This is a genomic window from Candidatus Leptofilum sp. (assembly GCF_965223525.1).
In the GTDB taxonomy this organism is placed as follows: Bacteria; Chloroflexota; Anaerolineae; order Promineifilales; family Promineifilaceae; genus Leptofilum.
The window spans coordinates 576,958-602,559 of sequence record NZ_OZ245005.1; the positions used below are offsets into that span (position 1 = coordinate 576,958).

The following is a 25,602-nucleotide window of genomic DNA, read 5'->3' on the forward strand; positions in this document are numbered from 1 at the left end:
ACGATACAATGCGGGGGAACACGAAAAGCGTTGCTGGCAAGCGTGATGAAGGTGAAATTAGCAGGACAAGCTATCGTTGGATTCTTCAGATTTTGGGGTGGGGATAAAGGTTATAACCAATATGGTAAGCAGGACAAAAATGGGTAGCCAGTTCATCATAATTTCTCCAAATGTTTGTTGCTGAATCTGTTTGCATTCTCACATAGTTCTTACCCTAATGCACTAATGTGTAAATCAATCTAACGGTAAAATTGTTTACACACCGGGTCTAACGTATTTTGGGAAAAACCTGACAGGTTTGCGTAAGCCCCGTACAAAAGGATTCAAAGATGAGTCGAAAAAAAGTAACTATTCTGGACATTCAAAAACGCAAAAAAAACAAGACGCCCATCACCATGCTAACAGCCTATGATTTTACGGCCGCTCTCCTAGTTGATCAGGCAGATATTGACATTATTCTGGTGGGGGATTCTCTGGGGATGGTGATGTTGGGCTACGATGGCACCACCCAGGTAACAATGGCGGAGATGCTGCTCCACTGCAAAGCGGTGGCGCGGGGCACAACGGCCGCATTTTTGGTGGGAGACATGCCCTTTATGAGCTACCAGGCAGATGTAGCCGAGGCGGTTCGTAACGCTGGGCGCTTTCTTAAAGAGGCAGGCATGGATTGTGTAAAGGTAGAAGGTGGCCGAGAAATAGCCGACACGGTGCGCGCCATCGTGCGGGCGGGCATTCCCGTGATGGGGCACATTGGCCTCACGCCACAGACGGTTTCTCAGCTTGGTGGCTACCGCATTCAGGGCAAAACGGCCGTATCCGCCCAATCAATGCTGGAAGATGCCCTGGCTCTGCAAGAAGCAGGCTGCTTTTCCATTGTGCTAGAAGCCGTCCCTGCCCCAGTTGCTACCGTCATCTCTGAGCAGTTGACAATTCCCACTATCGGCATTGGCGCGGGCGTGGGCTGCGACGGCCAGGTGCTGGTTTACCACGACATGCTGGGGCTGTATGACCGATTGCAACCCCGTTTTGTAAAGGAATATGGGCAAATTGGGCAGGCGGTGGTGACGGCCGTACAAACCTACGCTGAAGAAGTCCGCAATCGCCAATTCCCAGCCGAAGAACATATCTACCCCATGAAAGAAGCAGAAGAAGCCGCCTTTTTAGCGGCGGTGGCCGGGCGGTAAGATGCGCGTTGCCATCATTGGCATTGGGGCGATGGGCTGCCTTTTTGGTGCCAAACTCAGCCCAGTGGCGGACGTGACGCTGGTGGGAAATTGGCCTGCCCAGCTCATGGCGTTGCGTGAGCGCGGCCTGCACTTCATTGCGCCAGACGGCCGTTCCCAAACCATCCCGCTCCAGGCAACGAACAATCCGCAAACGGCCGCCCCTACAGATTTAGCCCTGATTTTGGTAAAAAGCCACCAAACGCCGCAAGCAGCAGAAGCAGCACAGCAAATATTGTCGCTCAACGGGGTGGCATTGACGCTGCAAAATGGATTAGGCAATTTAGAACAGTTAACGGCCGTTCTCGGCCAAAATCGCGCCAACCTGGGCATTACGTCTGAGGGGGCGGCGTTGCAGGAACCGGGCGTGGTGCGCCATGCGGGCATGGGGCATACGCATATTGCCAATGCAGTGGGAACGGCCGTTCCACCCCAAAAAATCGTTGGTTTATTTCAGGAGGCCGGTTTCCAAACCAGCCTAGCCGCCAATGCCGAGGGACTAGCGTGGGGCAAGCTGGCAGTCAATGCTGGTATCAATCCGCTAACGGCCGTTTTGCAAGTGCCCAACGGTTTTTTAGCGGAAAATGCAGCGGCGCGGCAGTTGATGATGCAAGCGGCAGGAGAAGTAGCCCGGGTCGCCGCCGCGCAAAAGATTCAGCTTCCTTTTGCCGATGCCGCCGCACAAGCGTTGGCCGTGGCGCAGGCAACGGCCGCCAATCATTCATCCATGCGGCAAGATTTGGCCAACGGTCGTCCCACCGAAATTGAGGCAATTTGTGGCGCAGTAGTGGCAGCGGGGCAGCGATTGAGTGTGCCAACACCGCTGAATTTGGTTCTGCAAACGGCCGTGCAGCAAGCGGAGCTTGGCATTTGGCCAAAGGCAACCACACCGGAAACAACCTTAAAACTGCTCTGGAACATCTTAAATCAAATTGTGGGATGAAATATGTAAATCACAAAAAGTATCTTGATAAAAAATGAGCCGCGACATTGTGATTTACTCAAGTAAAAGCCAAATTCGCGCTCAATCTTATTCAAAGTTCTTCTTGGCTTTTACATAGAACGCAGATTTTCCTGATAATCCTGATCAGGAAAATCAGGGGGATCAGCGTCCTATTGAAAAGGAAAAATCATGATTGTGACCGACAAAATTGACGAAGTGCGGCAGCATCGCTGGGCAGACCCCGGCTTGACCTGGGGCTTTGTGCCGACGATGGGCTACCTGCATGAGGGACATCTGTCGTTGGTGCAGCTTGCTTTGGCGGGGAATGAAAGGACGGCCGTTTCCATCTACGTCAACCCCACCCAATTTGCCCCCTCTGAGGATTTAAGCAGCTACCCGCGCAATTTAGTAGGCGATCTGGCGATGCTGGAAACCGCCGGGGTAGACTTGGTCTTCACGCCCAGCGATGCCATCATGTATCCGCCAGATTTCCAGACGACGGTAAGCTTGAGCCGAATAACACAGCCGCTGGAAGGCAGCTCGCGCCCGACCCATTTTGCGGGCGTCGCCACGATTGTGACCAAGCTGTTCAACATTGTGCAGCCTAGCCGCGCCTATTTTGGGCAAAAGGACGTACAGCAAACAGTTGTGCTGCGCCAAATGGTGCGCGATCTCAACTTTAATGTGGAGATAGTGATTGGCTCTACCAGCCGGGAACCAGACGGACTGGCGATGAGTTCACGCAATGCGCGGCTTTCTGAAACTGATCGGGCGGCGGCGGCGGTGCTGTACCGGGCGCTTAGCGCGGCAAAAGCAGCTTATGAGGCAGGGGAGCAATCTGGTTCGGCGTTGCGAAAACTGATAGTGGATATGATTACGGCCGTTCCCCAAGCCAAAATTGATTACGTTAGCGTGGCCGATCCGAACACCTTGGAAGAGTTGGACGTGATTGCGGATGGGATGTTGCTGTCAACGGCCGTCTTCTTCGGCAAAACACGGCTCATAGATAACATTCTGATTGAAGCCACAGAGGACACAGAGTAGAAAGAGAAAAAATCTCTAAAATCTCTGTGCCCTCTGTGGCAAAAAAATCTAATCAACCAGGCTGCGGCCTGTCATTTCTTTGGGCTGCTCAACGCCCATCAGGTCGAGGACGGTGGGTGCCACGTCGGCGAGAATACCACGTGGACGCAGCCAGATAGGATCGTTGCAAATGACGAAGAAGGAGACAGGTTGGATGGTGTGGTAAGTGTGCGGCTCCCCCGTCTTCTCGTTGATCATGATTTCGCAATTGCCATGATCGGCCGTGACCAACGCAGCGCCACCCTTTTGTACGATGGCCTTCACCAAGCGACCAGCACATTCATCCACAGCTTCTACGGCACGAACAGCCGCTGCCAAAACGCCCGTATGCCCCACCATGTCTGGGTTGGCATAGTTCACCAGGATGAAATCATCATCATGGCTTTGAATGCGTTGGATGACTGCTTCCGTTAGTTCATACGCACTCATCTCCGGCTGGAGGTCGTAAGTCGCCACTTTGGGCGAGGGCTGTAAATGGCGTTCTTCACCGGGGAATGGGGTCTCATCACCACCGTTGAAAAAGTAGGTGACGTGGGCATACTTTTCCGTCTCGGCGGCGTGAAATTGCTTGAGACCTGCCCTGCTTACCACCTCGGCCAGCACGCTGGTCAGCTCCACATCGGGGAAAATCACATCGGCCGGGAAACCATCTTCGTAGTTGGTCATCGTCACCAAGTTCAAACCGGTAATGAAATCGCGCTCAAAGCCATCAAAATCCTCAAAGGAGAAGATTTCCACTGGCTGGCGCATCCGGTCGGCGCGGAAGTTGTAAAAAATGAGGCAGTCGCCGGGCTGCACGGTCACGTCCCGGTCGCCCACGTCAATGGCAACGGGTAAGATAAACTCGTCGGTCACATTGTTGCTATACGAATTTTTCAGGGCTACAGAGGCGGAAACGGCCGTTGCACCTTCGTGACCTTCATGGTTAGCAATAACCCGGTATCCCATCGCCGTGCGCTCCCAGCGCTTGTCTCTATCCATGGTGTAATAACGGCCGCTTACCGAGGCAATAACACCGGAGTGGTCTGCCAGGTATGCTTCCAGCTTTTCTACAAAGCCCAGCCCACTTTGCGGGGGCGTGTCGCGCCCGTCGGTGATGACGTGCACAATTGGATCAATGTCGGCTTCTTCGGCCAGACGCAGCAGGGCGTAAAGGTGATCCTGGTGGCTGTGAACACCGCCATCGCCCATCAGGCCAATCAGGTGCAGCTTGCTACCCTTCTTTTTGACCTGCGCCACAGCGTTTTGTATCGCTACCTGCTGGGCAAAACGCCCTTCCTGAATGGCAAGGTTGATGCGAGTTAAATCCTGGTACACAATGCGGCCTGCGCCCAAATTTAGGTGACCCACTTCAGAGTTTCCCATCTGGCCGTCAGGCAAGCCCACGGCCTGACCTGAGGCGTCCAAAATGGCGCGTTCGCGGGTTTTTAGCCAGTTATGGAAGTTGGGCGTGTTGGCCTGCACCACGGCATTGCCATGCACCATTTCACGAATCCCCCACCCATCCAAAATGATGAGGGCGACTGGTTTGTAACTCATTAAATGACTCCTTCATTAAATAGAGCGTATTGCGTATTCCGTAGAAAATGACGGAATACGCAATACGCTCTACACGCTAGATTTTTATTGACTGTGTAAAACTCGCGTCCGTTTTGTTAAACAGTGGAAAATATGGTGGCTGAAGTGTACTCAAGACCTGGCGGGTTTCCAAAAACCTATTCGGTCGGTCTGTGGTGGCTGAAAGCAAAAACGACAAGCAGATTGCCTGTCGTTTTTTGAGGCTCCTCAGGTTGGATTCGAACCAACAACCCCGCGGTTAACAGCCGCGTGCTCTGCCGTTGAGCTACTGAGGAATGCAGCGACGGGAATTATAACAAAACAGGTGGTCGTGTCAAGGAAATTTACGGCCGTTCACTAAACCAACTGACAAGCTAATTCCCACCATTGGGCCAACTGGCAAGCGCATAACATTGCCAAACCGCAGGCAGCATTTTATACTGTTTTCATGCTACAAATCGTCAGCTTTGGAGGGTTCCTTGGAAGAAATTACCGAGACAAAAAATACGCACACACCGGTCACTTTGATGGCCGTTTTTGCCAATGCCTTCAAAATTGATCCCAACAAACAACTGTTTTTTCTGCGAGGCCTCTACCAGGATCGCCAGCGTAACAGCTACAAGGGTTACTACTTTGACCGCCTCAAGGATGAGCGCGGCGGGCAAATCATCACCCTGAAGCTGCCAGAAAAGTTAAAGCAACAAGTTGAGAATGGTGGCTTTTACTGTTTCCAGGGGCAGCTACACAAGGATGTTCGTTGGGATGGGGTGATTGAGCCTGTTTTTCTGGCTATAAATCTCGTGCAAGAATTAACCCACGACGACGAAGCCAGGTTAGACATCCGCGCCGCGCTGCGGCAGGCCAAAGCTGTGCAAGGGTATAGCGATTTGGAATCAAAGTTGCGGAAAATCTTGTCTGAGGGTCAACGGCCACACATCGTGCTCATCAGCGGCAAAACGAGCATTGTGCTGCTAGATTTGTATGCTGCCCTCAAGCAAGCCCGCAGCAGCTACCAGTTTAGTGAGCAGCGCATCAATCTGTTGGACAAACAGGCCATCATCCATGCCCTGTTGGCAGCCGACGAGAAATTTGATCTCATTGCGATTATTCGGGGCGGCGGGCCAGGGCTGCAAATATTTGATGATGTGGAGATTGCCGAGGCTGCCCTTCAGCTAAAGTCGGATTTGGCTACGGCCGTTGGCCATGCCCAAGACGAAACGCTACTAGAACAGATTGCCGACCAGCAGTTTACAACCCCAACGGCGTTTGGCACCTTTTTGCGAGAAACGGCCGTTGCCAGGCTGGAGCCACCCAACGCCCAAACAACCCAACTCACCCAAATTTCCCCTGCAAATCGTCTTGTTATTTGGATACTCTTGGCGGCAATCTTGTTAATTTTAGGTGTTTTGCTAGGCATGGCACTCGGTTGAGGCTAAATGAATCAACAACTATCTGGCGAAAATATCTTTTTTGAAACTGACCATTTGCTGAGCAAGTGGGGCTTTGCCGATGGCACGCTGCTGGACGATTTGCTGCGCCAAAATGGGTACGATCACGTGGCTGAAAGCAGTGAGGAATGGTACGAGTTTTCGCGGCGCGTTTTATGCGAAGTGGTGGAGATATTCGTCTGCACAAAAATTCACAACGCTATCAAGCCGTACCGCATGGCTACCAGCCACAACCCAATTCGCATCTATGAAGTAGACGGCCGTCACGTCTCTGAGTGGGAAGAACTCCCTACCCTCCAGCCGTTGACGATTTTTGTGCCGAAAGATGTGATTTTGGAAACGGCCGTTCACCTCTACGCCACTCGTTTTACCGACACAGATGAGATTGTCTCGTACATGGTTAGGTCTGAGTGGGCAACGGCCGTTGCTAACCAACACGGCTGGGATGAGTAAGAATTTGACGTCCGCTATGCTAGCAAGGAAAATTCATAGGGTTCGCGTATCGGTAAGCACACTATGAAAAGCTAATAAATAGCTTGGATGATGTGTCTATGATGTATCTTTAGAAAGATAAGAGCTTTTCTGGCTGAGCGAGAAACGGCAGTATCTTATCTGAGGAAGACTAAATAAACGAGGTTGTCTTCCGCTTAGAGAAAAGAATTGAAGCAAACAGTTCATAGAAAAAGAAAACTGTTGGGTGCACTAGGAAATGCTGCGCCAGTCAATAATAAAGCACTAGTAAAGCAGAATATTGGACTATGTTAACGAAATGAGCAAGAAAGATGATCTTAGATTATTTGCAGGCATTCAATACATGGGTCTTAGTGGAATTTCCGCTGCTTGTCTAGATGCTATTGTAAAACTGCTTAATTATGGTGATGAGATAAATAACGCCAAACTTTTGACGTGCTCTAAGAGTCATTGTTTTATTCTCACTGTAGATATTCATGACCTAGTTGCTGTCAAATCCGGTTTCTCGTCAGGTTATAATGGGGAGGGACCACGGGCATTGGCAACTGCATTGCTAATTTTCCAAAGACATGGCATAGATGTCGAAGAATATGAAGTTTCAAGTGATATTATTGAGAAGATTGATCGTTCTTGCCTCATGGCTAATGATATAGACAAGATAAATAATTCTTCACCTATTAGTTATGAACCTTGGTACAAATATTCTGACGCTCTGGAATTTACATTTAGAAATAACACCGATTGGCTCAATAGATTATTTCCTCAGACTATACCTCTAGGAATAATAGATTCTCGATTAACCGATCTTGCCCTCAAGTTTCAAGAAGATCCAGATAATGCACTGCTTTCTGGATATCGTCGGCTCGAAGACATCATACGAGCACGTACTGGACTAAATCGGGAACATAGTAAAAAATTATTTGCCAAGGCCTTCCATGGAGAAAACTCTTTACTCACTTGGGACGATATCGATCAAGGAGAACAGGCAGGTAGAGCACAACTTTTTACTGGTACATATATGGCGTTTCGCAATAGGAGAGCACATCGAGAATTAAACCATTCTATACGTGAAGCTTTACAAGAATTTCTGCTCATCAATCAATTATATCTTCTTGAGAAGCAATCAATCATGCGTGTTGAAGAGTAGATTTTGCAAAAAGTGGATGCTGGTTTCAATGCCTCGGTAGAAGTTGGGCAGGTAAAACCGCTCGTTGGGGGCATGAATTTGGTCGCCGGGCAAGCCAAAACCCATGAGCACCGTTTCCAATCCCAGCTCGCTTTGGAATTGGGAAACCACTGGAATCGAGCCACCCTCCCGCATGAAAACAGGTTCCTGACCAAAGGCGGTGGCGTACGCCTTGGCCGCGGCCTGCATAGCAGGGATGTTGAAGTCGGTGATGCTGGCGAGTGCGCCATGTTCAAGGGTTACCGTCACCTTTACCGACGGCGGAGCCAGTTTGGCAACATACGCCTTGAGCAAACGGAAAATTTCATCCGGGTCTTGATCTGGCACCAGACGCATACTCAATTTGGCGTGTACTTTGGCCGGCAGCACCGTCTTGGCGCCTGGCCCCGTGTAGCCGCCGATGATGCCATGTACATCTAGCGTGGGTCGTGCGCCTAGTCGCTCGACGAGCGTGTAATCCGGGTCGCCCCACGGCTCTGGTGCGCCACTTTCGGCTAGCCACGCCGCTTCGTCCAGCGGAAATTGTGCCAGAATATTGCGCTCCTGCTCGGTTAACGGCCGTACCGCATCATAAAAGCCCGGCATGAGAATACGGCCGTCTTCATCCTTCAATTTGGCGATGATGTGACCCAGCACATTGAGCGGATTGTTAATGCCGCCGCCAAAGCTGCCAGAGTGCAAATCGCGCTTTGGTCCCTCAATATCAATGTAGGCGTAGCACATACCGCGCAGCCCGTACACAATGGCAGGTTGCTGGGCGCTCACCATCGCCGTGTCGGACACCAAGGCCACATCAGCAGCCAGCTTTGCCTTGTTTTGCGGAATGAACGCTTCTAAACTCTCACCGCCGCTCTCCTCTTCTCCTTCCACAATGAATTTCACGTTAACGGGAAGACGGCCGTTGCTCTGCAAAATTGCTTCCACTGCCTTCGCGTGAATGTACGCTTGCCCTTTGTCATCCGAGGAGCCACGCGCGTACAAATAGTCGTCCCGCACCGTTGGCTCAAACGGTGGCGAGTCCCACAGCTCTAGCGGCTCAGCGGGCTGCACGTCGTAATGGCCGTAGATAAGTACCGTAGGCGCATCGCCTGCGTGCAGCCAATCTGCATAGACCAGCGGATGCCGCTGTGTGGTAATGATTTCCACATTTTCCAGCCCGGCCTGCTTCATTTTGTCTGCCAGCCATTGGGCAGCAACGGCCGTATCATCCGTCCGTTCTGGCTGGGTGCTAATGCTGGGTATGCGTAAAAAATCAATCAATTCGGCCAAATAATCAGCCTGGTGTGCACGGGCATAGGTTATGGGGTCAGACATCTTTGCCTCCTGCGCCTAGAGACTTTTGAAGTTTTGCACATGAGTTTGCTACGAAAACAAGCCTTGGAAACTTCAAAAGTCTGAACGCTTACAATTTGTGAAAATAGCCGGCTCATTTTCTGCCGAATGCCACTTTCCGTGTATAATCCACTCGTTTTGGGTCAATTTGAAAACCCAAACGAGATTATAAGCAACAAGGCAAAGTTAGCCACTATGAGTACATCCAATTCAACCCAAAGTAAGCCTATGAATTTGACAGCGTTGCTAGAAAGTATGCTGTTTGTTGCTAGCGGCCCTGTTTCAACAGGCCGATTGGCTAAGGCATTGGAAACAACGCCCGCCGTCGTGAAAAATCTTCTGAGGTCATTGGAAAGCGAGTACGCTACGCGCGGCCTTCGCCTGCAATGGACCGGCAACGATGTGCAACTCACCACCGCACCAGAATCTAGTGATGTGATCGAGCGCTTTCTAGGGCTGGAGCTAACCACCCGGCTTAGCCAGGCAGCACTAGAAGTGCTAGCAATTGTGGCCTACATGCAGCCTGTTACCCGGCCACAAATTGACCAGATTCGTGGCGTCAACTCAGACGCCTCACTGCGAACGTTGCTGAGTAAAGGACTCATTGAAGAAATTGGCCGGATGGAAACGCCCGGACGACCAATCTTATACGGCAGCACCCCGGAATTTTTGCAACATTTTGGCCTTACCAGCGTGGCGGAATTGCCGGAGTTGGAAGAAGTTGAGGAAGAAGAGGAAAAGGAGATTGGAAACTAGAGATTGGAGACTAAAAATCTCCAATCTCCTTTTGAAAGATGGAAGAGCGCATCCAAAAACTAATGGCCCAAGCCGGAATTGGCTCCCGCCGCGACTGTGAAAAGCTGATTGCCGACGGCCGTGTGACGGTAAACGGCCGTCGCGCCAAGCTGGGTAACAAAGCCAACCCTGCTACCGATACGATTGTGGTAAACGGCCGTGTCATCAAGCCACAAAAAACCGAAGCCATCTACGTGGCGCTGCATAAGCCCAAAGGCGTCATCTCGTCGCTGGATGACGAGCTGGAAGAAGGGCGCACCACCGTGCGAGACCTGGTGTCACTGCCGGGGCATCTTTACCCGGTTGGGCGGCTAGACAAGCAAACCACTGGCCTCATTCTGATGACCAACGACGGTGATTTGGCCCACAAGCTCACTCACCCCCGCTACGGCCACGAAAAAACGTACAAAGTCGTGGTGGAAGGGCGGATTAGCCAGGAGGCACTGGCCAGGTGGCAGGAAGGGGTGTATCTGGACGGCCGTAAAACTATCCCCGCCAAAATCACCGTCATCCAGCATGATGTGTCGTTTACCCGGCTGGAGATTGTGATGCGCGAGGGGCGTAAGCGGCAAATTCGGCGCGTAGCCAACATGCTTGGCTACCCTGTACGGCAGCTTGTGCGTGAAAAGATCGGCACCCTGATGCTGGGCAACCTAAAGGCGGGCGATTGGCGGCATTTGACGATGAAAGAGGTGGCTGCGCTAAAAACGGCCGTTGCCTCCGTAAAAGCAAAACGGCCGTATCGCAAATCAGCCAATCGTGCCGGGAAAAAGTCCGGGAGGCGCAAATCGCAAGGAAGGCGAACCAAATAGAATTACGATTTTTGGCAGAAATCGTAATTCTGGAACAATGAGGAACTTGTATTGGCAAACCAAACCACAGAACCCATCCCTTTGATCGCCATTGACGGCCCAGCTGCTTCCGGGAAATCTACCGTTGGGCGATTGCTGGCAGAGCAGTTGAACTATTTGTATTTGGACACCGGCTGCATGTACCGGGCCGTTACCTGGGCCACTTTGCAGCAGGAATTTGACGTTGAGGATGAAACGGCCGTTATCCAACTGGCTCAAGAGATTGAAATTGAGATTTTTCCTGTGCGTGATGGAGAAGCAGACGGCCGTCACTACACCGTGTTGGTCGCCGGGCAAGATATTACCTGGCAGCTTCGCACCCCCGCCGTGGATGCCAACGTCTCCCAGGTCTCCAGCTACCTGGGCGTGCGGCAAGAGATGGTGAAGCGGCAACGTGCGTTCGGAGAACGCGGCGCGGTTGTTATGGTAGGCCGCGACATCGGCACGGTGGTTATGCCCGACGCGCCCCTGAAGCTGTACATCACCGCCAGCGCCGAGGAGCGCGCCCGCCGCCGCACCCGCGACCGCCAGGCGCAGGGTCACACCGCCAGCTACGATGACATTCTGGCCGACGTGCTGCGCCGCGACCAGATTGACAGCAATCGGGAACATTCCCCCCTGCGTCCCGCCGCCGATGCCATCCTCATAGACAGCACCGACCAGCCGCCAGCGGCGATTGTGAACGCTATTTTGCAAATGCTCAAGGAGCCGGTGAACGGTAACTAGTCACCGATTACCAATTACGGAAAAAATGCCTCTTTTTCAGGAAATTGACCTCAACACCTACGCGGGTGGCCAAATTGTGGCCATTGAGCCGGGCAGCGTGGCCGCCGAAATTGGCCTGCGTGCTGGGGATGAGCTGTTAGCCATCAACGACAATCCGGTAGAAGACGTGATTGATGTGCAGTTTTACGCCGCCGAAGAGTTTTTGACCCTGCAAGTGCGGCGTGATGGCGAGATATTGAGATTTGCGGCGGAACGCGCCTACAATCAGCCGCTCGGCTTGGAATTTGATCATCCCACGTTTGATACCGACATTCGCCGCTGCAACAATTTGTGCGAATTTTGCTTTGTGCTGCAAATGGCCCCTCGCTTCCGCCGCACACTTTACATAAAAGATGACGATTACCGCTACAGCTTCCTCTTTGGTCATTACGTCACCCTCACCAACCTGAGCGACCACGACTGGTGGCGCATTGAACATATGCAGCTTTCGCCACTCTACGTCTCGGTTCATGTTACCGATTTGGAAGCCCGCCGCCGCTACTTACGTAACAAAACCGCGCCAGATATTTTGCAGCAAATTCGCTGGCTGGGTGAGCGTGGCATTGAGGTTCACACCCAAATTGTCGTTACGCCAGAGGTGAACGACGGCCGTTGGTTAGAAAAATCCATCGCCGATTTAGCGGAGCTATGGCCCACGGTGCAATCTGTGAGTGTGGTTCCAGTGGGGCTTACCAAGCAGCACAAATACCAGATGCGAACCCACACGCCGAAGGAAGCGGCCGTTACGCTAGATTATGTCGAGTCGTTGCAGCCAAAATTCCTGAAACGGTTCAGCGTGCGCTTTGTCTACCCCACCGACGAATGGTACCTAGTCACCAACCACCTCGTACCAGCGTTAGACGCTTACGACGGCCAGGAACTGCACGAAAATGGCCTGGGCATGGTACGGAACTTTTTGGATGAGTGGGAAGAAGTTAAAAAGGAAATTGGAGATTGGAGATTAGAGGCTCGAAATCAATCTCCAATCTCCGGTCTCAAATCTCTCACTTTCGTGACAGGCACTTTGTTTGCACCCACTTTGCGGGAAACGGCCGTACAGTTCCAAAATCTCACTGGTGCAAAAGTAACCGTGCGGGAAATCAAAAACGAACGGCTAGGCGGCACCATCACGGCGGCTGGTTTGCTCATGGGGCAAGATGTGCTGGCGCAGCTTAAAGCGGTGGGCGTAGGCGATTTACTGCTGCTGCCTCGTGTCATGTTCGATCACCCCGATCGCATCGCCCTGGACGACATTTCGCCGCAGGATATAGCCAATCAGCTTGGCCGACCCATCGTCCTCGCCGACACAATGGGCGACGTTTGGGACGCACTCATTGGAGAATCACAGGTGGTTTACCAACCTGGCACACCCGCTGGCGACAACATCCCCCTCAAGCTCCTCCCCCCCGACGAACTCGAAAACAATCAACACTTTTCTTGATTTTTTTGCCACAGAGATCACAGAGAATTTAGAGAAGGTAACCGCGCTTTCTTGGCACGCTCCGATTAGCCTCGCGGTTGTAGGCCTAGGCGGGTTCCACGAGTACTATCAGGATTAAGCAATGTTCCCACCAAATTGCCCGGCTCCAATCCCGAAAAAATGCGAATTGATAATTGTGGAAAGTGGTCAACCAGAGCCAACATACTTTGCACTTTGCTGGCCATGCCGCCCGTCACGTCGATACCTCGCGAACCGCCCAGAGCGGTTTCAATTTCGGCATAATTGGCTCGGTTAATGGTGGGAATCACCTGCCCGGTTTGGTCATAAACGCCCACCGTCTCCCCCGCCAGCAACAACCACGACGGCCGTATCTCCACTGCCAACGCCATCATCACCTCTTCCGTAGACACAATCGTGCCACCACGAACCGAATCAAAAGCCACATCCCCGTACACTACGGGCACAATGCCCGCCTCCAGTGCAGATTGTACAGGCTGGCTGGCGATGGTTTGGATACGGCCGTCTACACACACCACCGACGCCGACGGCTGCAAACTGACGGCAGGCACATCGGCCGCCAACAGTGCCGCCAGCACCTGCCGGTTTAGCCGCGCCGCTGTGTCGCTCACTGCGGCAAAGGCACGCCAATCTGCCTCATCGGACACACCCTGCCGTGTGCTGCGTTTAGCAGCCGCGACATGCCCAAACGAACCGCTACCGTGCCCCAGCACCAGCCGCAGTGCCGAATTTTCTCGTCGCGCCTGGGCAATTTCAGCCGCCAGCCGGGTCAACACATCAGCCCGAATGGTTTCTATCTGCGTTTTGTCGGTAATCAGCGAACCGCCGAGTTTCAAAAATAATGTTTCCATAGTTATTATCTCATTTTCATTTGTCATTTCGAGCCGCTTTTTGGCGAGAAATCCCACGAAATTTCAAAAGTAGTAGCTGGCAAACTTGGGAGGGATTTCTCGCTGCGTTCGAAATGACAATTGCAGAGTGGCTGGCATTCTGAATCTAGCTTCCGGAAATAATCCAGGCTACATTTCCTCTCTTGCGAAGAAACCACACGGCCGTTCCCACCAAAGCCAACCCCAACAGAGACAAAATCCCCCCAAGGGCGTAGCTGCGCGGCTGGTAGCGCCATTCGATAATATGTTCTCCGGCCGGGACGCAGGTGGCCCGTACGGCCGTATACGCCACAAACCACTCTTGCTCCACCCCATCCACATACACCCGCCAGCCTGGATACGCTGTCTCGCTCAGAACCAGCAGCGCAGGCATGGGGCTGCTTGTTTGAATTTGCCAGTAACCGTTCGATTTTTCAGTAATAACGGCCGTTCCCTCACTGTCTCCACCAGCCAAAGCACAATCCGGTTCTTGTTCCAAAATCGCAGTTGTCGCGGGGTCAAAATCTGGCTGGTGGACGCGGGCTGTCGCCTCCGCTGCGTCTGGGATGATTTCCGTTTGGCTCACCAAGCGAGCCAGCGACAGCGTGCGACCCCGCTGATAAACCCAGACCTGCTCCGTGTTGCCCAGCAGCTGCAACGGCCGTTCCCCCTCTTCCACACCTTGCAATGGATTTTGCGCCACCACGTAGCCCGCACCCAAAATGTCGTAAGCTGACGAGCGTGGGTCTGGCACCGATGACGCAAAGGCGATATTGGCCCCCACCTCCAGCGCATTGTAGCCAAAGACAGAGCCAAGCCCCACCTGCACCGCCCCATTTTGCTCAAAAATTGAGATGCCCCAGGGCAGCACCCGCTGCTCCGTCTCACCGATGATTTGTTTGGCGTCGATCCAAAATGGATCAACGGCCGTTTCGCCCACCTGCACCAGCTTAAAGCCAAAAATCCACAAATCCGCCACCAGCAGCAACGTCAATCCACCCAACCACCATTTTTTCTTCGAGGCATCTACTTCCGCAAAAAACCGAACCAGCAACCAGCCACTAACCACTACACCCACTAATGCCAATCCCCAGCCACCCAACTGATGCCACAAACGGCCGCTCGTCTCCGTCGGATGCTGGGCGGCAAATACGGCTCCGGTGGCAGCGAGGGAAGTTAGGATGGCAACGGCCGTTCCCCCCACCAGCCAGCGCAAAAACCCAGCTTGCTTTTCATCCCAATCCCGCCGTTCCCACTGGGCAACGGCTTCGCCCAACAGTGCAGGCAGCGCAAAAACCAGCAAAAAGGCGGCGCGACCCGGTGCACGAGCCAGGCGAAACGGCGGCAGCAAATCATAAAAAATGCCGTACAGAAAACCATAGCTGCCCAACGCCAGCAAAAAGCCCAGCACGACTAACACCAGATAAAACCAACTTAAGCGAGACGGTTTACGCAGTGCCAACGCCAATCCCAACAGCGGCAGCAGCCCCACGTAGTAAGTCAGCTCGTCAAAAGCGGGGACGCTCCAGTAACCAGATCGCGTCGGCTCGCCAAAAAATTCGGGCAGCAGCCAGGTGATGATGTGCGACGGCGGCAGCGAGAACGCCGTGGCAAATTCTAAAGTTGGCTCAGCAGCACGGGAGGAAACGGTGGAAAATTCAGCCAGCGGCACAAGCTGCACCCCAGCCAGCAAAAAGCCCAGCACCGCCATGATTGCCATTTGGCGAACAACAAGCCAACGGTCGGGCGTGCTCCACAACAGGTAAATGGCAAACAGCCCCCACGCCAGCCCAATGTACAGCAGCGACGTCGTGTGGCCTGCCAAAATGGCCAAAGCCAGCGGCACGCCACCAATAATTGCCGCCCAAACTGTACGCCGTTGGACACTCCAGAAGGTGCCCAGCAGCAGCCAGGGCAGCCACACATCCGTGGCGATAAGGCCAATGTGCCCTGCCCAAATCCGCGCGGAGATGAAGCCGCTAAAGGCAAAAGCCAACGCCGCCAACCAGGCTCCCGCTTTGCTGCCACTCAGGTGCCGCACCAGCAAAAACATTCCCAAACCGGCCACAACCAGATGAACGAGGATGTGCCAGCTCAGCGCAAAGCGCACTGGCAGCAGGAGCAATGGCCAGTTCAGTGGGTAAAACAAGGCCACTTGCGGATTGCTCAAAAAGGGATAGCCGCTAAAGCTGTTAGCATCCCACAACGGCAGCTTGCCAGCAAGTACGGCCGTTCGCGCAAACTCCCACCACGGGTAAAACAAACTGCGGGCGTCTAGCCCGGCCAAAGCCATCCCTTCTGCTGGAAACAGTGCCCGGTGCAAAAACAAAGCGCCCAACACAAAAAAGGCAAGAGTCAGGGTGAGCAACGGCCGTTTGGGGAAAAAGTTCATCATTTGCCACCAGATTCGTGAATTTTCCGCTTCATGAAAATTGCCGCGTTCTGCTTTGGCTCATAATCTTCATTGGTGTAATAAGAGAGATCGATGCCATCCAGCACAAAGCCCATTTTGCGGTAAAACCGAATGGTAGGCACATTGTGGCTTTGCGTTTCACAAACGATAGCTCGTAATTTGCGGGAAACGGCCGTTTCAATCAACCGCGTCATCAACAATCGCCCCAACCCCTGCTGCTGAAAAGCGGGGGCAATGTGAAACTCCCACACCCACAGCGTTTGGTTCCACGCTCGCGGTTCTGCAAGTGCTGCGCCAGCGAACTGGCCATCCGCCATCACCGCAAAACAGCAGCCATTACCGACCAATCGGCTGTACCGAGCCATATCCTCATCGCTTATCTCGCCGTAAGAAATGTCTACGGGGGCAGGCAACTGGGTCAACCGCAGCCGAAAAATCGTTTCTTCGGGCGTTTCCTGGCGCAAAATGCTGTACTTCTCGCGGGCTGTGTATCCCACAATGATGTCGTGCAGTTGGGGCAACTGTGCAGCGGTTAATGGTTCAATCGTCATTCTCACTCACCAGGCGATTTTACGGTCAGCGATGCCAGAACAGCTTTATCGTCCAATTGACGGCCGTTTTCATCCAGCAAAGGGAGCCGCCACCCTTCCGTCTGCACCCACAGGCCAGCGGTGATGGCATAGTCACCAGGGGGCAGATCAGCAGGCAGTTGCAGCACATGCACATCCCGCACGTATTTGTCCAGCGGCCAACGCCGTGTCGGGAAATCTCCCGGATTCAGGCGATCCGATTGGGCAGCAATTGTGCCATCGGGCCGCAAAGCGTGGACAAAACTTTGGAAGTTGATGTCTAGCTCTGTTTGTGCCTGCCAATAGAGCGTGACCGCCACTTGTTCACCCGACGCAGCCGTTTCTGCCGAAACATCCACCCCAATCAAGGCAATCTGCCCGCCAAAATCATCAAAACGAGCCATCTGGGCCGGTTCGGCCACGTAATCGCTGGAATTGTAGTGAAGCAACTGCAAAGGGCCAAGAATGAGGTTGGTAACGGCCGTTACCAACCCAGCCGCAGCCAGCACCCGCCAATCGGCCGCAGCCAGTCGGTTTGGGATGACGGCAATGGCAGGTTGCCGCCGCAAAAGCCAACCGCCGAGCAGCATGAACAGAAGCGAAACGGCCGTCATCCCCCAAGCCATCTGCCGCGCAGGCGTATCCCGAAATTCCACCTCAACCAGATGCTCCCCCGCAGGAATCGGCACGGCAATAAAACCTTCCGGGCGCGCCAACTCCGGCTCCACAACTTCGCCATCAACGGTTACCGTCCAGCCAGGGAATTGGAACAAAAAGAGACGCAGCAAGAACTTTTCCGGGGTACTCACCGTGTAGCGAAAATAGAGCGGCGTGATTTCTTCACCAACCACCTCCGCGCCGCCGGGCAGCGTGAGCCGATTCACCCGATCCAGCGGCTCGTCTCTCAGAAAGCCTGACACAACCGTGCCGTTGCGCGAGGGCACGGTGTCTACCGTCGCTGGCACATAATCGGCGGTGGAAGTCGTGCCCAGCCAGCGGCCAGAATGCTCGATGAGCGACATGCGGAAGGTGAAGACATCACCAAAATCAGGCCACGGGGCGGGCTGGGTGAGTGGCAAGGCAGTGAGTAAACAAAAAGTGATGGCAACGGCCGTTCCCCAGACGCGCACCGTCGGCCATCGAGCCAAGACAGCTTCCAGCCCCACGCCAGCCAAAATTGCCAGCATGGCCACCGTGCCGCCCAGCAGCCGCCACGGAAATTGGAAAAAGGGCAAGATGGGCGTGGCCTCCCACAAGAAGGTGGAGGCAGGCAGCAGCATAAAAGTGAGCAAAGCCGCCGCCAGGGCAAAAAAGAGCGCTTGCCCAGTGTGCTTGACGCGCCGCAAAAGCAGCAAAATCAATCCCACACCGCCCAACAACCATTGGGCGATGCCCAAATTAAAGCGGAAAACTGGCTCCGTGGCTCCCCAATCCAGCCGCAAAGTCGGTGCCAACATCTCACCCCAGCTTAAAAAGTGGGTGCGAAAGTCGTAATTATCCCCCGCGCCGATGAGCGTGTTCAGGTTGACAGCATTGCGCTCTAGCAAAACCGGCAGCCAAAAGAATGCGGCCGTTCCCAAACCCAAACCCAACGCGCCCCATAGCCAGCGCCAGCCGGGGAAATCAACTCGCCGGGTAATGGTTTGCCACAAAACCCAGGCCGCCAGCAGGCCAAAAAAGAGCAGTGCCATCAGGTTGTGGCTCAAAATAACGGCGGCAACGAGCAAAACGGCCGTCCCCCACCGCCCCCAGGTTGGCTGCCGCCGCAAGCGGTCTAACGCCCACAGCGCCAGCGGAAATACCCCCAGGCTAAACGCTTCCGCCAACGCACCACGCGCGATTGGGTCCACATATTGCACGTAGGGCGCATAGACGTACACTGCCGCCGCCAAATAGCCAGACGGCCGTCCCCAATTGTCGCGCACAAAGCCATACATCCCAAAGCCTGCACCCAGCAGCCCCAGCACAAACACGGCTTTCACCCCGGCCACCGCATCCAGGCCGGGCATCAGCTCAAAAATGAGGCCAACGTAGTAGGTCAGCGGCGCGTAATAATTGAAGATGGGATAGCCGTAGCCGTGATAAAAGTTGGGTGCCCAGCGGGGGTAAAATTCGCCGCCGCGCACCAGCGTGCTCAGCTCCAGCAGCCGAAAAATGTGCAGTTCGGCATCTGTTTCCTGCGGCAAGCTGGCCCGGCCAATGAACGGCCACAGTGCCAGCAAGCAGATCACCAACACGACCCAATAGCCGGGGTCAATACGCTGGATGGCTTGCTTGAATCGTTTCATCTGAAGAGACTGGAGATTGGGAACAGGAGATTAAGGCAATCTCCAGTCTCCAATCTCTAATCTCCACCCTCCAAAAGTGCATAAACGATGTGGGATTGGCTGCGGCGAACGGCCGTTAGCAAAAAATGTTCCAGCCGAGCATAAAAACCTAATCCCCACATGGCAATTGCTTCAAAACGGCCGCTTGTCGCCTGCTCCCGCTGCTCGTCGCTGCGGGTAATGCCCGGCGGGAACGGCGGCATATCAATGTAGCCCGTTTGGGCATTCTGCCTTGCCAACTGCTGCATCTCCGCCAGCGTGATGCCAGCCAGCCCGCTGATGTTGGTGTGGGCCACGTTGTCGCCGTTAGGGGCAAACAGTGCCGCTCGGCTGGCCAGTCGCCGCACATGCCGCATGTACGCTGGTCGGTCGCTGGCGTCCAATCGCTGCAACCCTTCTGACCCCAAACAGAGGTCAAATTCAGGCGCAATTTCTCCCAAATCTGCCAAATGGTGTACGGGGATGAGTTTGGGCGAAGCGGCCATTAACCATCCTTCTTTTTGTGCCGCCACTAATGATTTTTGTAGTTTTTGTAGAGCAGACGGCCGTTCATCAACAATAGTTACCGCCGCGCCCAACTCCTCTGCCAATAGCAAAAAATCTAGGCTGCTGCCGTACTTCTCTGGCAAGCCAGCAATGAGCAAATGGGCAGGTTTGGGTTGATTCTTAAGCCAGCGAGCTAGCACCAGCCGCTTGGCAAAATATTCATACGCCGTGCCCACGCCCTCGCCTTCCGCTAGCGCAGGCACGTAAAGTGATTTAATGGACAATGTTCTCAGCATAATATTATCGAAAGCAAATCACGAATTTTACGAATAGACGAATGAATCGATTTGTATTTGTGTTATTCGTTCATTCGTGATTAAAACTCACTCGCACTTTAGCAACGGCCGTTTCCTCAAACCAATCCATTTTCCCGATACCAGGCCACCGTTTCAGCTACGCCCAGCTCGAGGTCAAATTGAGGCGTGTAGCCCAGTTCGTCATGGGCTTTTTGCCAGGAAAAGCGGCGATCTTCACTAAAAAAGGCGACTCCGGTGCGGCTTAGTGGTGGCCGTTTGTTAATCAGCCCCATACCGATTTCTAATCCGGCAGCTCCTAGCCAAGCCAGCCAGTGAGGCAAATTGAGCTTTGGCGACGGCACGTCTAGCGCGGCGGCAATCCTTTGCCCCAGTTCGCGAAATGTCACCGGTTTTGGCCCGGTGATGTGGTAGATTTCACCAGAACGGCCGTTCCGCAAAGCTAACAGCATCCCCAAAACCGCATCGTCAATGTACGTTGGATGACAGGTATTGTGCCCCCCGTTGATGGTGAAGAAACGGCCGTCTCGCACCGCCTTAAACAAGCCCAACACATGCAAATCCGTCGGCCCGTAAATAAACTCTGGTCGGGCAATGATGACGGGCAGGCCCGCACTGGCGTAAACCTGCGCCACCTGCTCGGCGGCTGCCTTGCTGCGCTCGTACGGATTGCTGGGTGCGAGCGGCGTGGTTTCGTCCGCAGGAGAGCTGCTGATTGGCCCCAGCACGCCGGGGCTGCTAACGTACAAAACACGCCCGACGCCCGCCTTCTCAGCTTCGGCCAGGATGTTATAGGTACCCTGTTCGTGCAGCTTGAGATAATCGCTTTCCGGCACGCCCGCCTGCCCCAACATACCCGCCGCATGAATAAGTGAATCAGCTTCGTCAAACAAGCTGCGCAGGCTGGCGGGATCGGTCACGTCGCCGCTGCGCCAGGTGAGGTTTGGGTGTTGGAGAGTTGTGGTGGCGGACGGCCGTTTCACCCCCACAACCTCATGCCCATCAGCCAGCAAAGCGCGAACCAACGCCCCACCAACAAATCCCGTCGCCCCTGTAACAACTACTTTCATGTGAATTTTTTATCGCAAAGCAAGTGAAGAACGCGGAGGTTTTCCCCTAATTCCTCTGTGTCCTCCGTGGCCAAAATCCTTTCATTCATCATTTTGCTGGTAAGTCATCACGGGACGGTAAACGCAGCGGCAGCGACGCCCTTTACTGCACTCTAGCAGCGGCAAGTGTGGCGCATCATCCGGGTGGTAGACAGCATCAGCAGGTAATGCACGGCACGCTTCGCAACCATCTTCATCCACCCAAATAGCGACGCCCGCGATAGAGCCTTTCGCTTTCATCCCCAGCCGGTATTGCGCCAGCGTCTTTTCAGCATAATCCTCTGGTTTTTCCATATCTTTATGAAATTTATTCAACCATTCAAATGACATCGCAAAACCTCTACGAACTGTCATTCCGAACCCTTCGACTTCGTTCAGGACAGGCTACGTGAGGAATCCTTCTACTCACAAAGATGAAAGATTCCTCGTTGCACTCGGAATGACAAAACAAACCGTGAATTTTTCGCCTCTCATCAGCTTCGTACTCGAATTGAATCTCGCTTGATGACTTTGGTTGCCACCCGGCTGGCCGTGGGCACATCCATCAACATATTGGTGTAGCTGGCGTTAGCCAACGGGCAGTGGCACTCTTTATCATAAATCGAGCGGCGCACGTCTCTAATCTTCTCACCAAACCAGATTTCCTTGAAATCATAGTTGTACTCGCGCAAATTGCCTAAATCGTCGGCACGGACGCAGCAGGGCCAAACGGTGCCATCAGCGTAGATTTGGGCACTGGCCCAGCCTGCGTAGCAGCCAATTACTTGGTCTTGCTCATCCAAAATGCGCTTCACTAGCTTGTAATATTCCACCCGGAACGCTTCCGTGATTTTGGCGACGCCTCTGTACTGCTTGCTGTTCACGTAGCCGATGAGCTTGTCAATCGCCTCGGCATATTCCTCTGGACTGGGGGTGATGGGCAAGCCCACCGTGTCTAATTCCACACGCGGCTCGGCAATCTCGGTGATAAATTGGTCGGCGCGGGAATTTTCGGCGTAGGCAATCAGCTCGTCCAAATGCCCTACGCTAAACACAGACACGACGGAGTGAATACCCACTGCCAGATTCGGAAACTCATCCCGCAGGGCTAAATATTGTTCCAGGCGTTCTTCAAACTTCGCAAAATTTCCCGCCACGCCGCGAATAAAGTCGTGCTTCTCACCCACGCCATCCAGCGAGAGGTTGATGATGAGCTGCGAATCGGTGCAATATTCCAGAATCTCACGCACACGCTCTGGGCCGCTTTTTAGGATGCCGTTGGTGGGGATGTTGATGAGGCCCGGCTGGCAATGTTTGTAAGCCAGCTTGGTCAGCTCAACGATGTGGGGAAACATGAGCGGTTCGCCACCGCTGATGGTAAACCAGTAGGGAGATTTGCCCAGAGAAGCCAACACTTTGTCCCACTCGTCCAGGGTTAGCTCATTTTCTCGCTTCATCCAGATGTTGCAGGTGAGGCAGCGGGAGTTGCACTTGGGGGATGGTGAGAGAGTGATGTTGAGCGGCATCAGTTTGGGCCAGCCAAACTGCCGGTATGTCTTGAATAAGGGGATGCGTGCAAGGACGCCTAGCATTGAATTCATTTTCTTAGGGACTGGAGACTGGAGATTGGAGATTAAATTAGTCTCCAATCTCCAGTCTCTGATCTCCTTTTAAGATTCTTTGGTGGGAGAGAGTTCTTTGGTAGTGGTGGCAATTTCCCAGACGGTGTGGTCTTTGCGGTTTTTGAAGTCGCGTTTGCCCAGGAAACGGCCGTACACTTCCAACCCAATCACCGCTGCCGTCCAGATTAGCTGCTTGGGTCGCCAATTCATGTTGCGCAGCAACGCCTTCAAAATCACGCCCCCGCTCATTGTGCTAACGGAGTAGCCAAGAAGCTCTTTAATGTCCAGGTGACCAGAGTAAATGCGCCGCCGCTGCCGTAAAAAGTCAGCGACGGTGTCTGGTCCTTTGTTGTTCACGATGGCGTCGGGGATGTATTGCACTTTGTACCCTTGGCCACGAATAACTGGCTCGATGCTAGCCTCATCTACGGAGGTGCGGTACGGAATCCGCTCAAAAATCTTGATGAAGGCGATCATCTCGCCTGCCTTGAAGCCGCCGGCGGCGTTGATAGCGTGATGCAAATCCCATAGCATGTGGGCAGCAAAGCCCATGAACGTGCTTTTATCGTTTACGGGAACCGGACGGCAGCTTGTCATCCCCATTTCCGGGTCGGCAAAGGAGGCAGCGAGCTTCTCGATAGCGTCTAGCTGAGGTTGCAAATCGGCACTGCACAGCACCAGCACCCGCTCGGTCTGGTGCTTGAGGAACAGGTTAATAGCGGACGCTTTGCCTTCACGTTTTTCTTGGACTAACAGGCGGATACGGCCGTCCTGCTGCATCATCTCCCGCACAATCTCCTCGGTACGGTCGGTGCAGCCGCTGGCCACAACGATAATTTCGCGCGGTTCAACCGTTTTTAGCTGCTGACGCTGCATTTTTTGCAGCAGTTGGCCAATATTGGCCTCTTCATTATGGGCAGTTATGCCAATGGTGATAGGTACCTTTTCCATGTTACTCTTCCCGGTGCCAGCGGCCAGCTTTGGCGCGCCACTAGCACAAGTCGGCAAGTATAACACAGCACAACTGAGGTGACAGTCACTTTCTAGTAAAGCTTATATGTAAATCAGGCAGATAAGGGACTGTCTCCTTTACCTGCATTCATTCAAGGTAGCCAAGTCCGCGCAAGGTATTTTTGAGGGCTTCTTCATCTTCGGGGGTCATTTGGTCGCTGGTTGCAGCAGTGGGGAGGGCAATTTCAATCGTCTTGGCAGGATGGTCCAGCGTAAAGCAGTCGGTGAGGATACGGCCGTCCATATACGTCGGTACCGGTTGATCCAGCAGCCACAAAAAGGTTGGCGTCAAATCGAGCAAATCGGCATCTACTTGTAGCCCCTCGCGGACACCTGAACCGTGCCAGACAAACATCCCATCGGGGCGATGGCTGGCGTAATCGTTAGGCACCGGCTTGATGAGATGATGGCTGCTAAAGCGGGTTTGGAAGTAGCGGGCATCGGTTGTGTCTGCTGCCCAGCGAACGATTATGTCTGGCGCGTCGGTAAGCTGCACCCCCTGCCAAACTTCCTCGCGGAACAACACCTCACCGACAGCCCCCCACTGGCGCAGGGCAGCGGCAATCTGTTGGCGGGTTTGCTCGTAATCTTCACCGATTTGAACAATTCCCTGCGGATCACGCCCCGCCACGTTGAGCCAAACATAGCCAACGGCCGTTGTACCTGTAGAAAACGCGCAGGTCTGCGACCAATCCAAATCGTAAAAATCAATTGCCAGCCGCTCAGTTAGCCGATCCAGTAAACCTTTTTTCTGGACGGCGTTGTCCGCCTCAAGCTCGCTGGCCAGAGCGCGCCCCTTTTGCCGCTCAAAAAATTGCAAAATGGCCAGCTTGAGCCGTTCTGGAGCCGCCTCGCGGATGGTGGCGGGCGACAGGCCGAGGCGGTACAGCATTTGCTTGAAGCGCACGCCCAGGCCGGGCTTGAGGGCAAGAAAGCCATTCTGGTGCAACCAATTGTTTAGCCAGACTTGATGCCGCGTTGGGCCAAAACCGTGGTCGGACATCACGCAGAGGATGGTGTCATCATCTACGGCAGCCAAAATTTGGGCCATTGCCTGCTCCACGACGTGGTAGAGGCGCAAGATGGCGTCGGTGTGGGGGCCGTTGGGGTCGTGGCGGGGTTCGCCTTTCATGAACTGCCAGAAGCGGTGCTGGGCCTGATCGGTTTCCAGGAAGTGTAAGGCCGTAAAATCTGGCTGGTCCTGCTGCAAAAGCCAGGCACCCGCCTCGCCGCGCGTTTTGACCAATTCTATCAATCCAGCAAAGTAGTCGGCGTAGCTGCCGCCCAGGTCGTCGGAGGCATTGCGGGCTAAATCCCAGCCGTGGTCGGCCAGTTCGCGCAGCAAGTTTTGTGGATGGCACAGCTGCGGACTGCTGCCAGGGTACGGAATGCCAGCGACGAGACGGCCGTTTATCGCTTCGGCTGGGTACGTCATGGGCATGTTGATCACCAACGAACTCAGCCCAGCATCCGAGAGCAGTTTCCAAAGTGAGTGGCCGATGATGTGACGACCGTTTGTGGGCACAAAGGCTGTGTAATCGCCGCCAATCAACTTACCAAAGTCGTAAATGCCATGCTGGCCGGGATTGGTGCCGGTAGCCAGCGAGGCAAAGGCGGTAGGGGTTGCCCAGGGCACAGTGCTGAGCAGTTCTCCCCCTGCCCCCTCATCAAAAAGTCGCTTGAGCAAGGGCAATTCACCCCCAGCCATCCAGGGGTTTAACAAATCCAGCGTGGCCCCGTCTAGGGCAATCATTAAAATCTTGGGCATGAATTTGAGTTTTTAATCAAAG

General features: G+C 53.8%; 22 protein-coding genes and 1 tRNA gene. 10 read left to right on the plus strand and 13 right to left on the minus strand.

What is annotated here, in order from left to right:
* Window positions 1-329 precede the first annotated feature (329 nt).
* The 3 genes from panB (at window position 330) to panC (ending at window position 3,210) form a co-directional block, all read left to right on the plus strand.
* Entirely contained in the window at window positions 330-1,184 is an 855-nt protein-coding gene (panB, locus tag ACOQPM_RS19580; RefSeq protein WP_420631945.1) for a 3-methyl-2-oxobutanoate hydroxymethyltransferase, read from the plus strand.
* A 1-nt stretch (window position 1,185) separates the two neighbouring features.
* Complete coding sequence (locus tag ACOQPM_RS19585) at window positions 1,186-2,166, plus strand: ketopantoate reductase family protein (RefSeq protein ID WP_420631946.1); 981 nt, start codon at window positions 1,186-1,188, stop codon at window positions 2,164-2,166.
* A gap of 189 nt (window positions 2,167-2,355) precedes the next feature.
* Window positions 2,356-3,210: a pantoate--beta-alanine ligase gene (panC, locus tag ACOQPM_RS19590; RefSeq protein ID WP_420631947.1), complete on the plus strand. Its 855-nt coding sequence runs from the start codon at window positions 2,356-2,358 to the stop codon at window positions 3,208-3,210.
* 48 nt (window positions 3,211-3,258) lie between these two features.
* Here the strand turns inward: panC and gpmI are convergent, their stop codons facing one another.
* Both gpmI and ACOQPM_RS19600 read right to left on the minus strand, forming a co-directional pair.
* On the minus strand, window positions 3,259-4,788 hold the full coding sequence (gene gpmI, locus ACOQPM_RS19595; RefSeq protein ID WP_420631948.1) for a 2,3-bisphosphoglycerate-independent phosphoglycerate mutase: 1,530 nt from the start codon (window positions 4,786-4,788) through the stop codon (window positions 3,259-3,261).
* A 242-nt stretch (window positions 4,789-5,030) separates the two neighbouring features.
* A tRNA-Asn gene (locus ACOQPM_RS19600) sits at window positions 5,031-5,102 on the minus strand.
* Between the two features lie 183 nt (window positions 5,103-5,285).
* Between ACOQPM_RS19600 and ACOQPM_RS19605 the strand changes: the two genes are divergently transcribed.
* The 3 genes from ACOQPM_RS19605 (at window position 5,286) to ACOQPM_RS19615 (ending at window position 7,872) form a co-directional block, all read left to right on the plus strand.
* Window positions 5,286-6,236, plus strand: a complete 951-nt coding sequence (locus tag ACOQPM_RS19605) for an exodeoxyribonuclease VII large subunit (RefSeq protein WP_420631949.1) — start codon at window positions 5,286-5,288, stop codon at window positions 6,234-6,236.
* Between the two features lie 6 nt (window positions 6,237-6,242).
* Window positions 6,243-6,707 (plus strand): hypothetical protein, encoded by a 465-nt coding sequence (locus ACOQPM_RS19610; RefSeq protein WP_420631950.1) that lies wholly within the window; start codon window positions 6,243-6,245, stop codon window positions 6,705-6,707.
* A 316-nt stretch (window positions 6,708-7,023) separates the two neighbouring features.
* Window positions 7,024-7,872 (plus strand): TIGR02391 family protein, encoded by an 849-nt coding sequence (locus ACOQPM_RS19615; protein WP_420631951.1) that lies wholly within the window; start codon window positions 7,024-7,026, stop codon window positions 7,870-7,872.
* Here the strand turns inward: ACOQPM_RS19615 and ACOQPM_RS19620 are convergent.
* Window positions 7,849-9,225: a dipeptidase gene (locus tag ACOQPM_RS19620; protein WP_420631952.1), complete on the minus strand. Its 1,377-nt coding sequence runs from the start codon at window positions 9,223-9,225 to the stop codon at window positions 7,849-7,851. The two genes, ACOQPM_RS19615 and ACOQPM_RS19620, sit on opposite strands and share 24 nt — an antisense overlap.
* A 246-nt stretch (window positions 9,226-9,471) precedes the next feature.
* Here ACOQPM_RS19620 and scpB point away from each other — a divergent pair, with 246 nt between their 5' ends.
* The 4 genes from scpB to ACOQPM_RS19640 are packed head-to-tail and all read left to right on the plus strand — an operon-like array spanning window position 9,472 to window position 13,095.
* Complete coding sequence (gene scpB, locus ACOQPM_RS19625) at window positions 9,472-9,999, plus strand: SMC-Scp complex subunit ScpB (protein ID WP_420631953.1); 528 nt, start codon at window positions 9,472-9,474, stop codon at window positions 9,997-9,999.
* Between the two features lie 38 nt (window positions 10,000-10,037).
* Window positions 10,038-10,850 (plus strand): pseudouridine synthase, encoded by an 813-nt coding sequence (locus tag ACOQPM_RS19630; RefSeq protein ID WP_420631954.1) that lies wholly within the window; start codon window positions 10,038-10,040, stop codon window positions 10,848-10,850.
* A gap of 51 nt (window positions 10,851-10,901) precedes the next feature.
* Entirely contained in the window at window positions 10,902-11,615 is a 714-nt protein-coding gene (gene cmk / locus ACOQPM_RS19635; RefSeq protein ID WP_420631955.1) for a (d)CMP kinase, read from the plus strand.
* 25 nt (window positions 11,616-11,640) lie between these two features.
* Window positions 11,641-13,095, plus strand: a complete 1,455-nt coding sequence (locus ACOQPM_RS19640; RefSeq protein WP_420631956.1) for a DUF512 domain-containing protein — start codon at window positions 11,641-11,643, stop codon at window positions 13,093-13,095.
* 65 nt (window positions 13,096-13,160) lie between these two features.
* On the opposite strand, the gene ACOQPM_RS19645 is transcribed toward ACOQPM_RS19640, so the two are convergent.
* The 10 genes from ACOQPM_RS19645 to ACOQPM_RS19690 form a co-directional block, all read right to left on the minus strand.
* On the minus strand, window positions 13,161-13,964 hold the full coding sequence (locus ACOQPM_RS19645; protein WP_420631957.1) for an isopentenyl phosphate kinase: 804 nt from the start codon (window positions 13,962-13,964) through the stop codon (window positions 13,161-13,163).
* A gap of 145 nt (window positions 13,965-14,109) precedes the next feature.
* Complete coding sequence (locus tag ACOQPM_RS19650) at window positions 14,110-16,377, minus strand: hypothetical protein (protein ID WP_420631958.1); 2,268 nt, start codon at window positions 16,375-16,377, stop codon at window positions 14,110-14,112.
* A complete protein-coding gene (locus tag ACOQPM_RS19655; protein WP_420631959.1) occupies window positions 16,374-16,946 on the minus strand; it encodes a GNAT family N-acetyltransferase in 573 nt (190 codons plus the stop codon). The genes ACOQPM_RS19650 and ACOQPM_RS19655 overlap by 4 nt, the downstream gene beginning before the upstream one ends.
* Before the next feature lie 2 nt (window positions 16,947-16,948).
* On the minus strand, window positions 16,949-19,252 hold the full coding sequence (locus tag ACOQPM_RS19660) for a 6-pyruvoyl-tetrahydropterin synthase-related protein (protein ID WP_420631960.1): 2,304 nt from the start codon (window positions 19,250-19,252) through the stop codon (window positions 16,949-16,951).
* Window positions 19,253-19,308: 56 nt separating this feature from the next.
* On the minus strand, window positions 19,309-20,073 hold the full coding sequence (locus ACOQPM_RS19665; RefSeq protein ID WP_420631961.1) for a hypothetical protein: 765 nt from the start codon (window positions 20,071-20,073) through the stop codon (window positions 19,309-19,311).
* Window positions 20,074-20,189: 116 nt separating this feature from the next.
* Window positions 20,190-21,161 carry an NAD-dependent epimerase/dehydratase family protein gene (locus ACOQPM_RS19670; protein WP_420631962.1) on the minus strand — a complete coding sequence of 324 codons (972 nt, stop codon included), beginning with the start codon at window positions 21,159-21,161 and terminating at the stop codon, window positions 20,190-20,192.
* An 81-nt stretch (window positions 21,162-21,242) separates the two neighbouring features.
* Window positions 21,243-21,530 carry a hypothetical protein gene (locus tag ACOQPM_RS19675; protein WP_420631963.1) on the minus strand — a complete coding sequence of 96 codons (288 nt, stop codon included), beginning with the start codon at window positions 21,528-21,530 and terminating at the stop codon, window positions 21,243-21,245.
* Between the two features lie 143 nt (window positions 21,531-21,673).
* A complete protein-coding gene (locus ACOQPM_RS19680) occupies window positions 21,674-22,780 on the minus strand; it encodes a radical SAM/SPASM domain-containing protein (protein WP_420631964.1) in 1,107 nt (368 codons plus the stop codon).
* A 69-nt stretch (window positions 22,781-22,849) separates the two neighbouring features.
* Window positions 22,850-23,752, minus strand: coding sequence for a glycosyltransferase (locus ACOQPM_RS19685; protein WP_420631965.1), 903 nt, complete (start codon window positions 23,750-23,752; stop codon window positions 22,850-22,852).
* A 148-nt stretch (window positions 23,753-23,900) separates the two neighbouring features.
* Window positions 23,901-25,580 (minus strand): alkaline phosphatase family protein, encoded by a 1,680-nt coding sequence (locus ACOQPM_RS19690; protein ID WP_420631966.1) that lies wholly within the window; start codon window positions 25,578-25,580, stop codon window positions 23,901-23,903.
* Window positions 25,581-25,602: the final 22 nt, after the last annotated feature.

What these genes read in the sequence shown, in the direction of transcription:
- ACOQPM_RS19660 (WP_420631960.1), bottom strand. Translation starts at nt 19,252, where the DNA reads ATGAAACGATTCAAGCAAGCCATCCAGCGTATTGACCCCGGCTATTGG.
- ACOQPM_RS19690 (WP_420631966.1), bottom strand. Translation starts at nt 25,580, where the DNA reads ATGCCCAAGATTTTAATGATTGCCCTAGACGGGGCCACGCTGGATTTG.
- ACOQPM_RS19670 (WP_420631962.1), bottom strand. Translation starts at nt 21,161, where the DNA reads ATGAAAGTAGTTGTTACAGGGGCGACGGGATTTGTTGGTGGGGCGTTG.
- ACOQPM_RS19630 (WP_420631954.1), top strand. Translation starts at nt 10,038, where the DNA reads ATGGAAGAGCGCATCCAAAAACTAATGGCCCAAGCCGGAATTGGCTCC.
- panC (WP_420631947.1), top strand. Translation starts at nt 2,356, where the DNA reads ATGATTGTGACCGACAAAATTGACGAAGTGCGGCAGCATCGCTGGGCA.
- ACOQPM_RS19610 (WP_420631950.1), top strand. Translation starts at nt 6,243, where the DNA reads ATGAATCAACAACTATCTGGCGAAAATATCTTTTTTGAAACTGACCAT.
- panB (WP_420631945.1), top strand. Translation starts at nt 330, where the DNA reads ATGAGTCGAAAAAAAGTAACTATTCTGGACATTCAAAAACGCAAAAAA.
- ACOQPM_RS19680 (WP_420631964.1), bottom strand. Translation starts at nt 22,780, where the DNA reads ATGAATTCAATGCTAGGCGTCCTTGCACGCATCCCCTTATTCAAGACA.
- scpB (WP_420631953.1), top strand. Translation starts at nt 9,472, where the DNA reads ATGAATTTGACAGCGTTGCTAGAAAGTATGCTGTTTGTTGCTAGCGGC.
- ACOQPM_RS19675 (WP_420631963.1), bottom strand. Translation starts at nt 21,530, where the DNA reads ATGTCATTTGAATGGTTGAATAAATTTCATAAAGATATGGAAAAACCA.
- ACOQPM_RS19685 (WP_420631965.1), bottom strand. Translation starts at nt 23,752, where the DNA reads ATGGAAAAGGTACCTATCACCATTGGCATAACTGCCCATAATGAAGAG.
- ACOQPM_RS19665 (WP_420631961.1), bottom strand. Translation starts at nt 20,073, where the DNA reads ATGCTGAGAACATTGTCCATTAAATCACTTTACGTGCCTGCGCTAGCG.
- ACOQPM_RS19655 (WP_420631959.1), bottom strand. Translation starts at nt 16,946, where the DNA reads ATGACGATTGAACCATTAACCGCTGCACAGTTGCCCCAACTGCACGAC.
- ACOQPM_RS19645 (WP_420631957.1), bottom strand. Translation starts at nt 13,964, where the DNA reads ATGGAAACATTATTTTTGAAACTCGGCGGTTCGCTGATTACCGACAAA.
- ACOQPM_RS19640 (WP_420631956.1), top strand. Translation starts at nt 11,641, where the DNA reads ATGCCTCTTTTTCAGGAAATTGACCTCAACACCTACGCGGGTGGCCAA.
- ACOQPM_RS19620 (WP_420631952.1), bottom strand. Translation starts at nt 9,225, where the DNA reads ATGTCTGACCCCATAACCTATGCCCGTGCACACCAGGCTGATTATTTG.
- ACOQPM_RS19615 (WP_420631951.1), top strand. Translation starts at nt 7,024, where the DNA reads ATGAGCAAGAAAGATGATCTTAGATTATTTGCAGGCATTCAATACATG.
- gpmI (WP_420631948.1), bottom strand. Translation starts at nt 4,788, where the DNA reads ATGAGTTACAAACCAGTCGCCCTCATCATTTTGGATGGGTGGGGGATT.
- ACOQPM_RS19585 (WP_420631946.1), top strand. Translation starts at nt 1,186, where the DNA reads ATGCGCGTTGCCATCATTGGCATTGGGGCGATGGGCTGCCTTTTTGGT.
- ACOQPM_RS19650 (WP_420631958.1), bottom strand. Translation starts at nt 16,377, where the DNA reads ATGATGAACTTTTTCCCCAAACGGCCGTTGCTCACCCTGACTCTTGCC.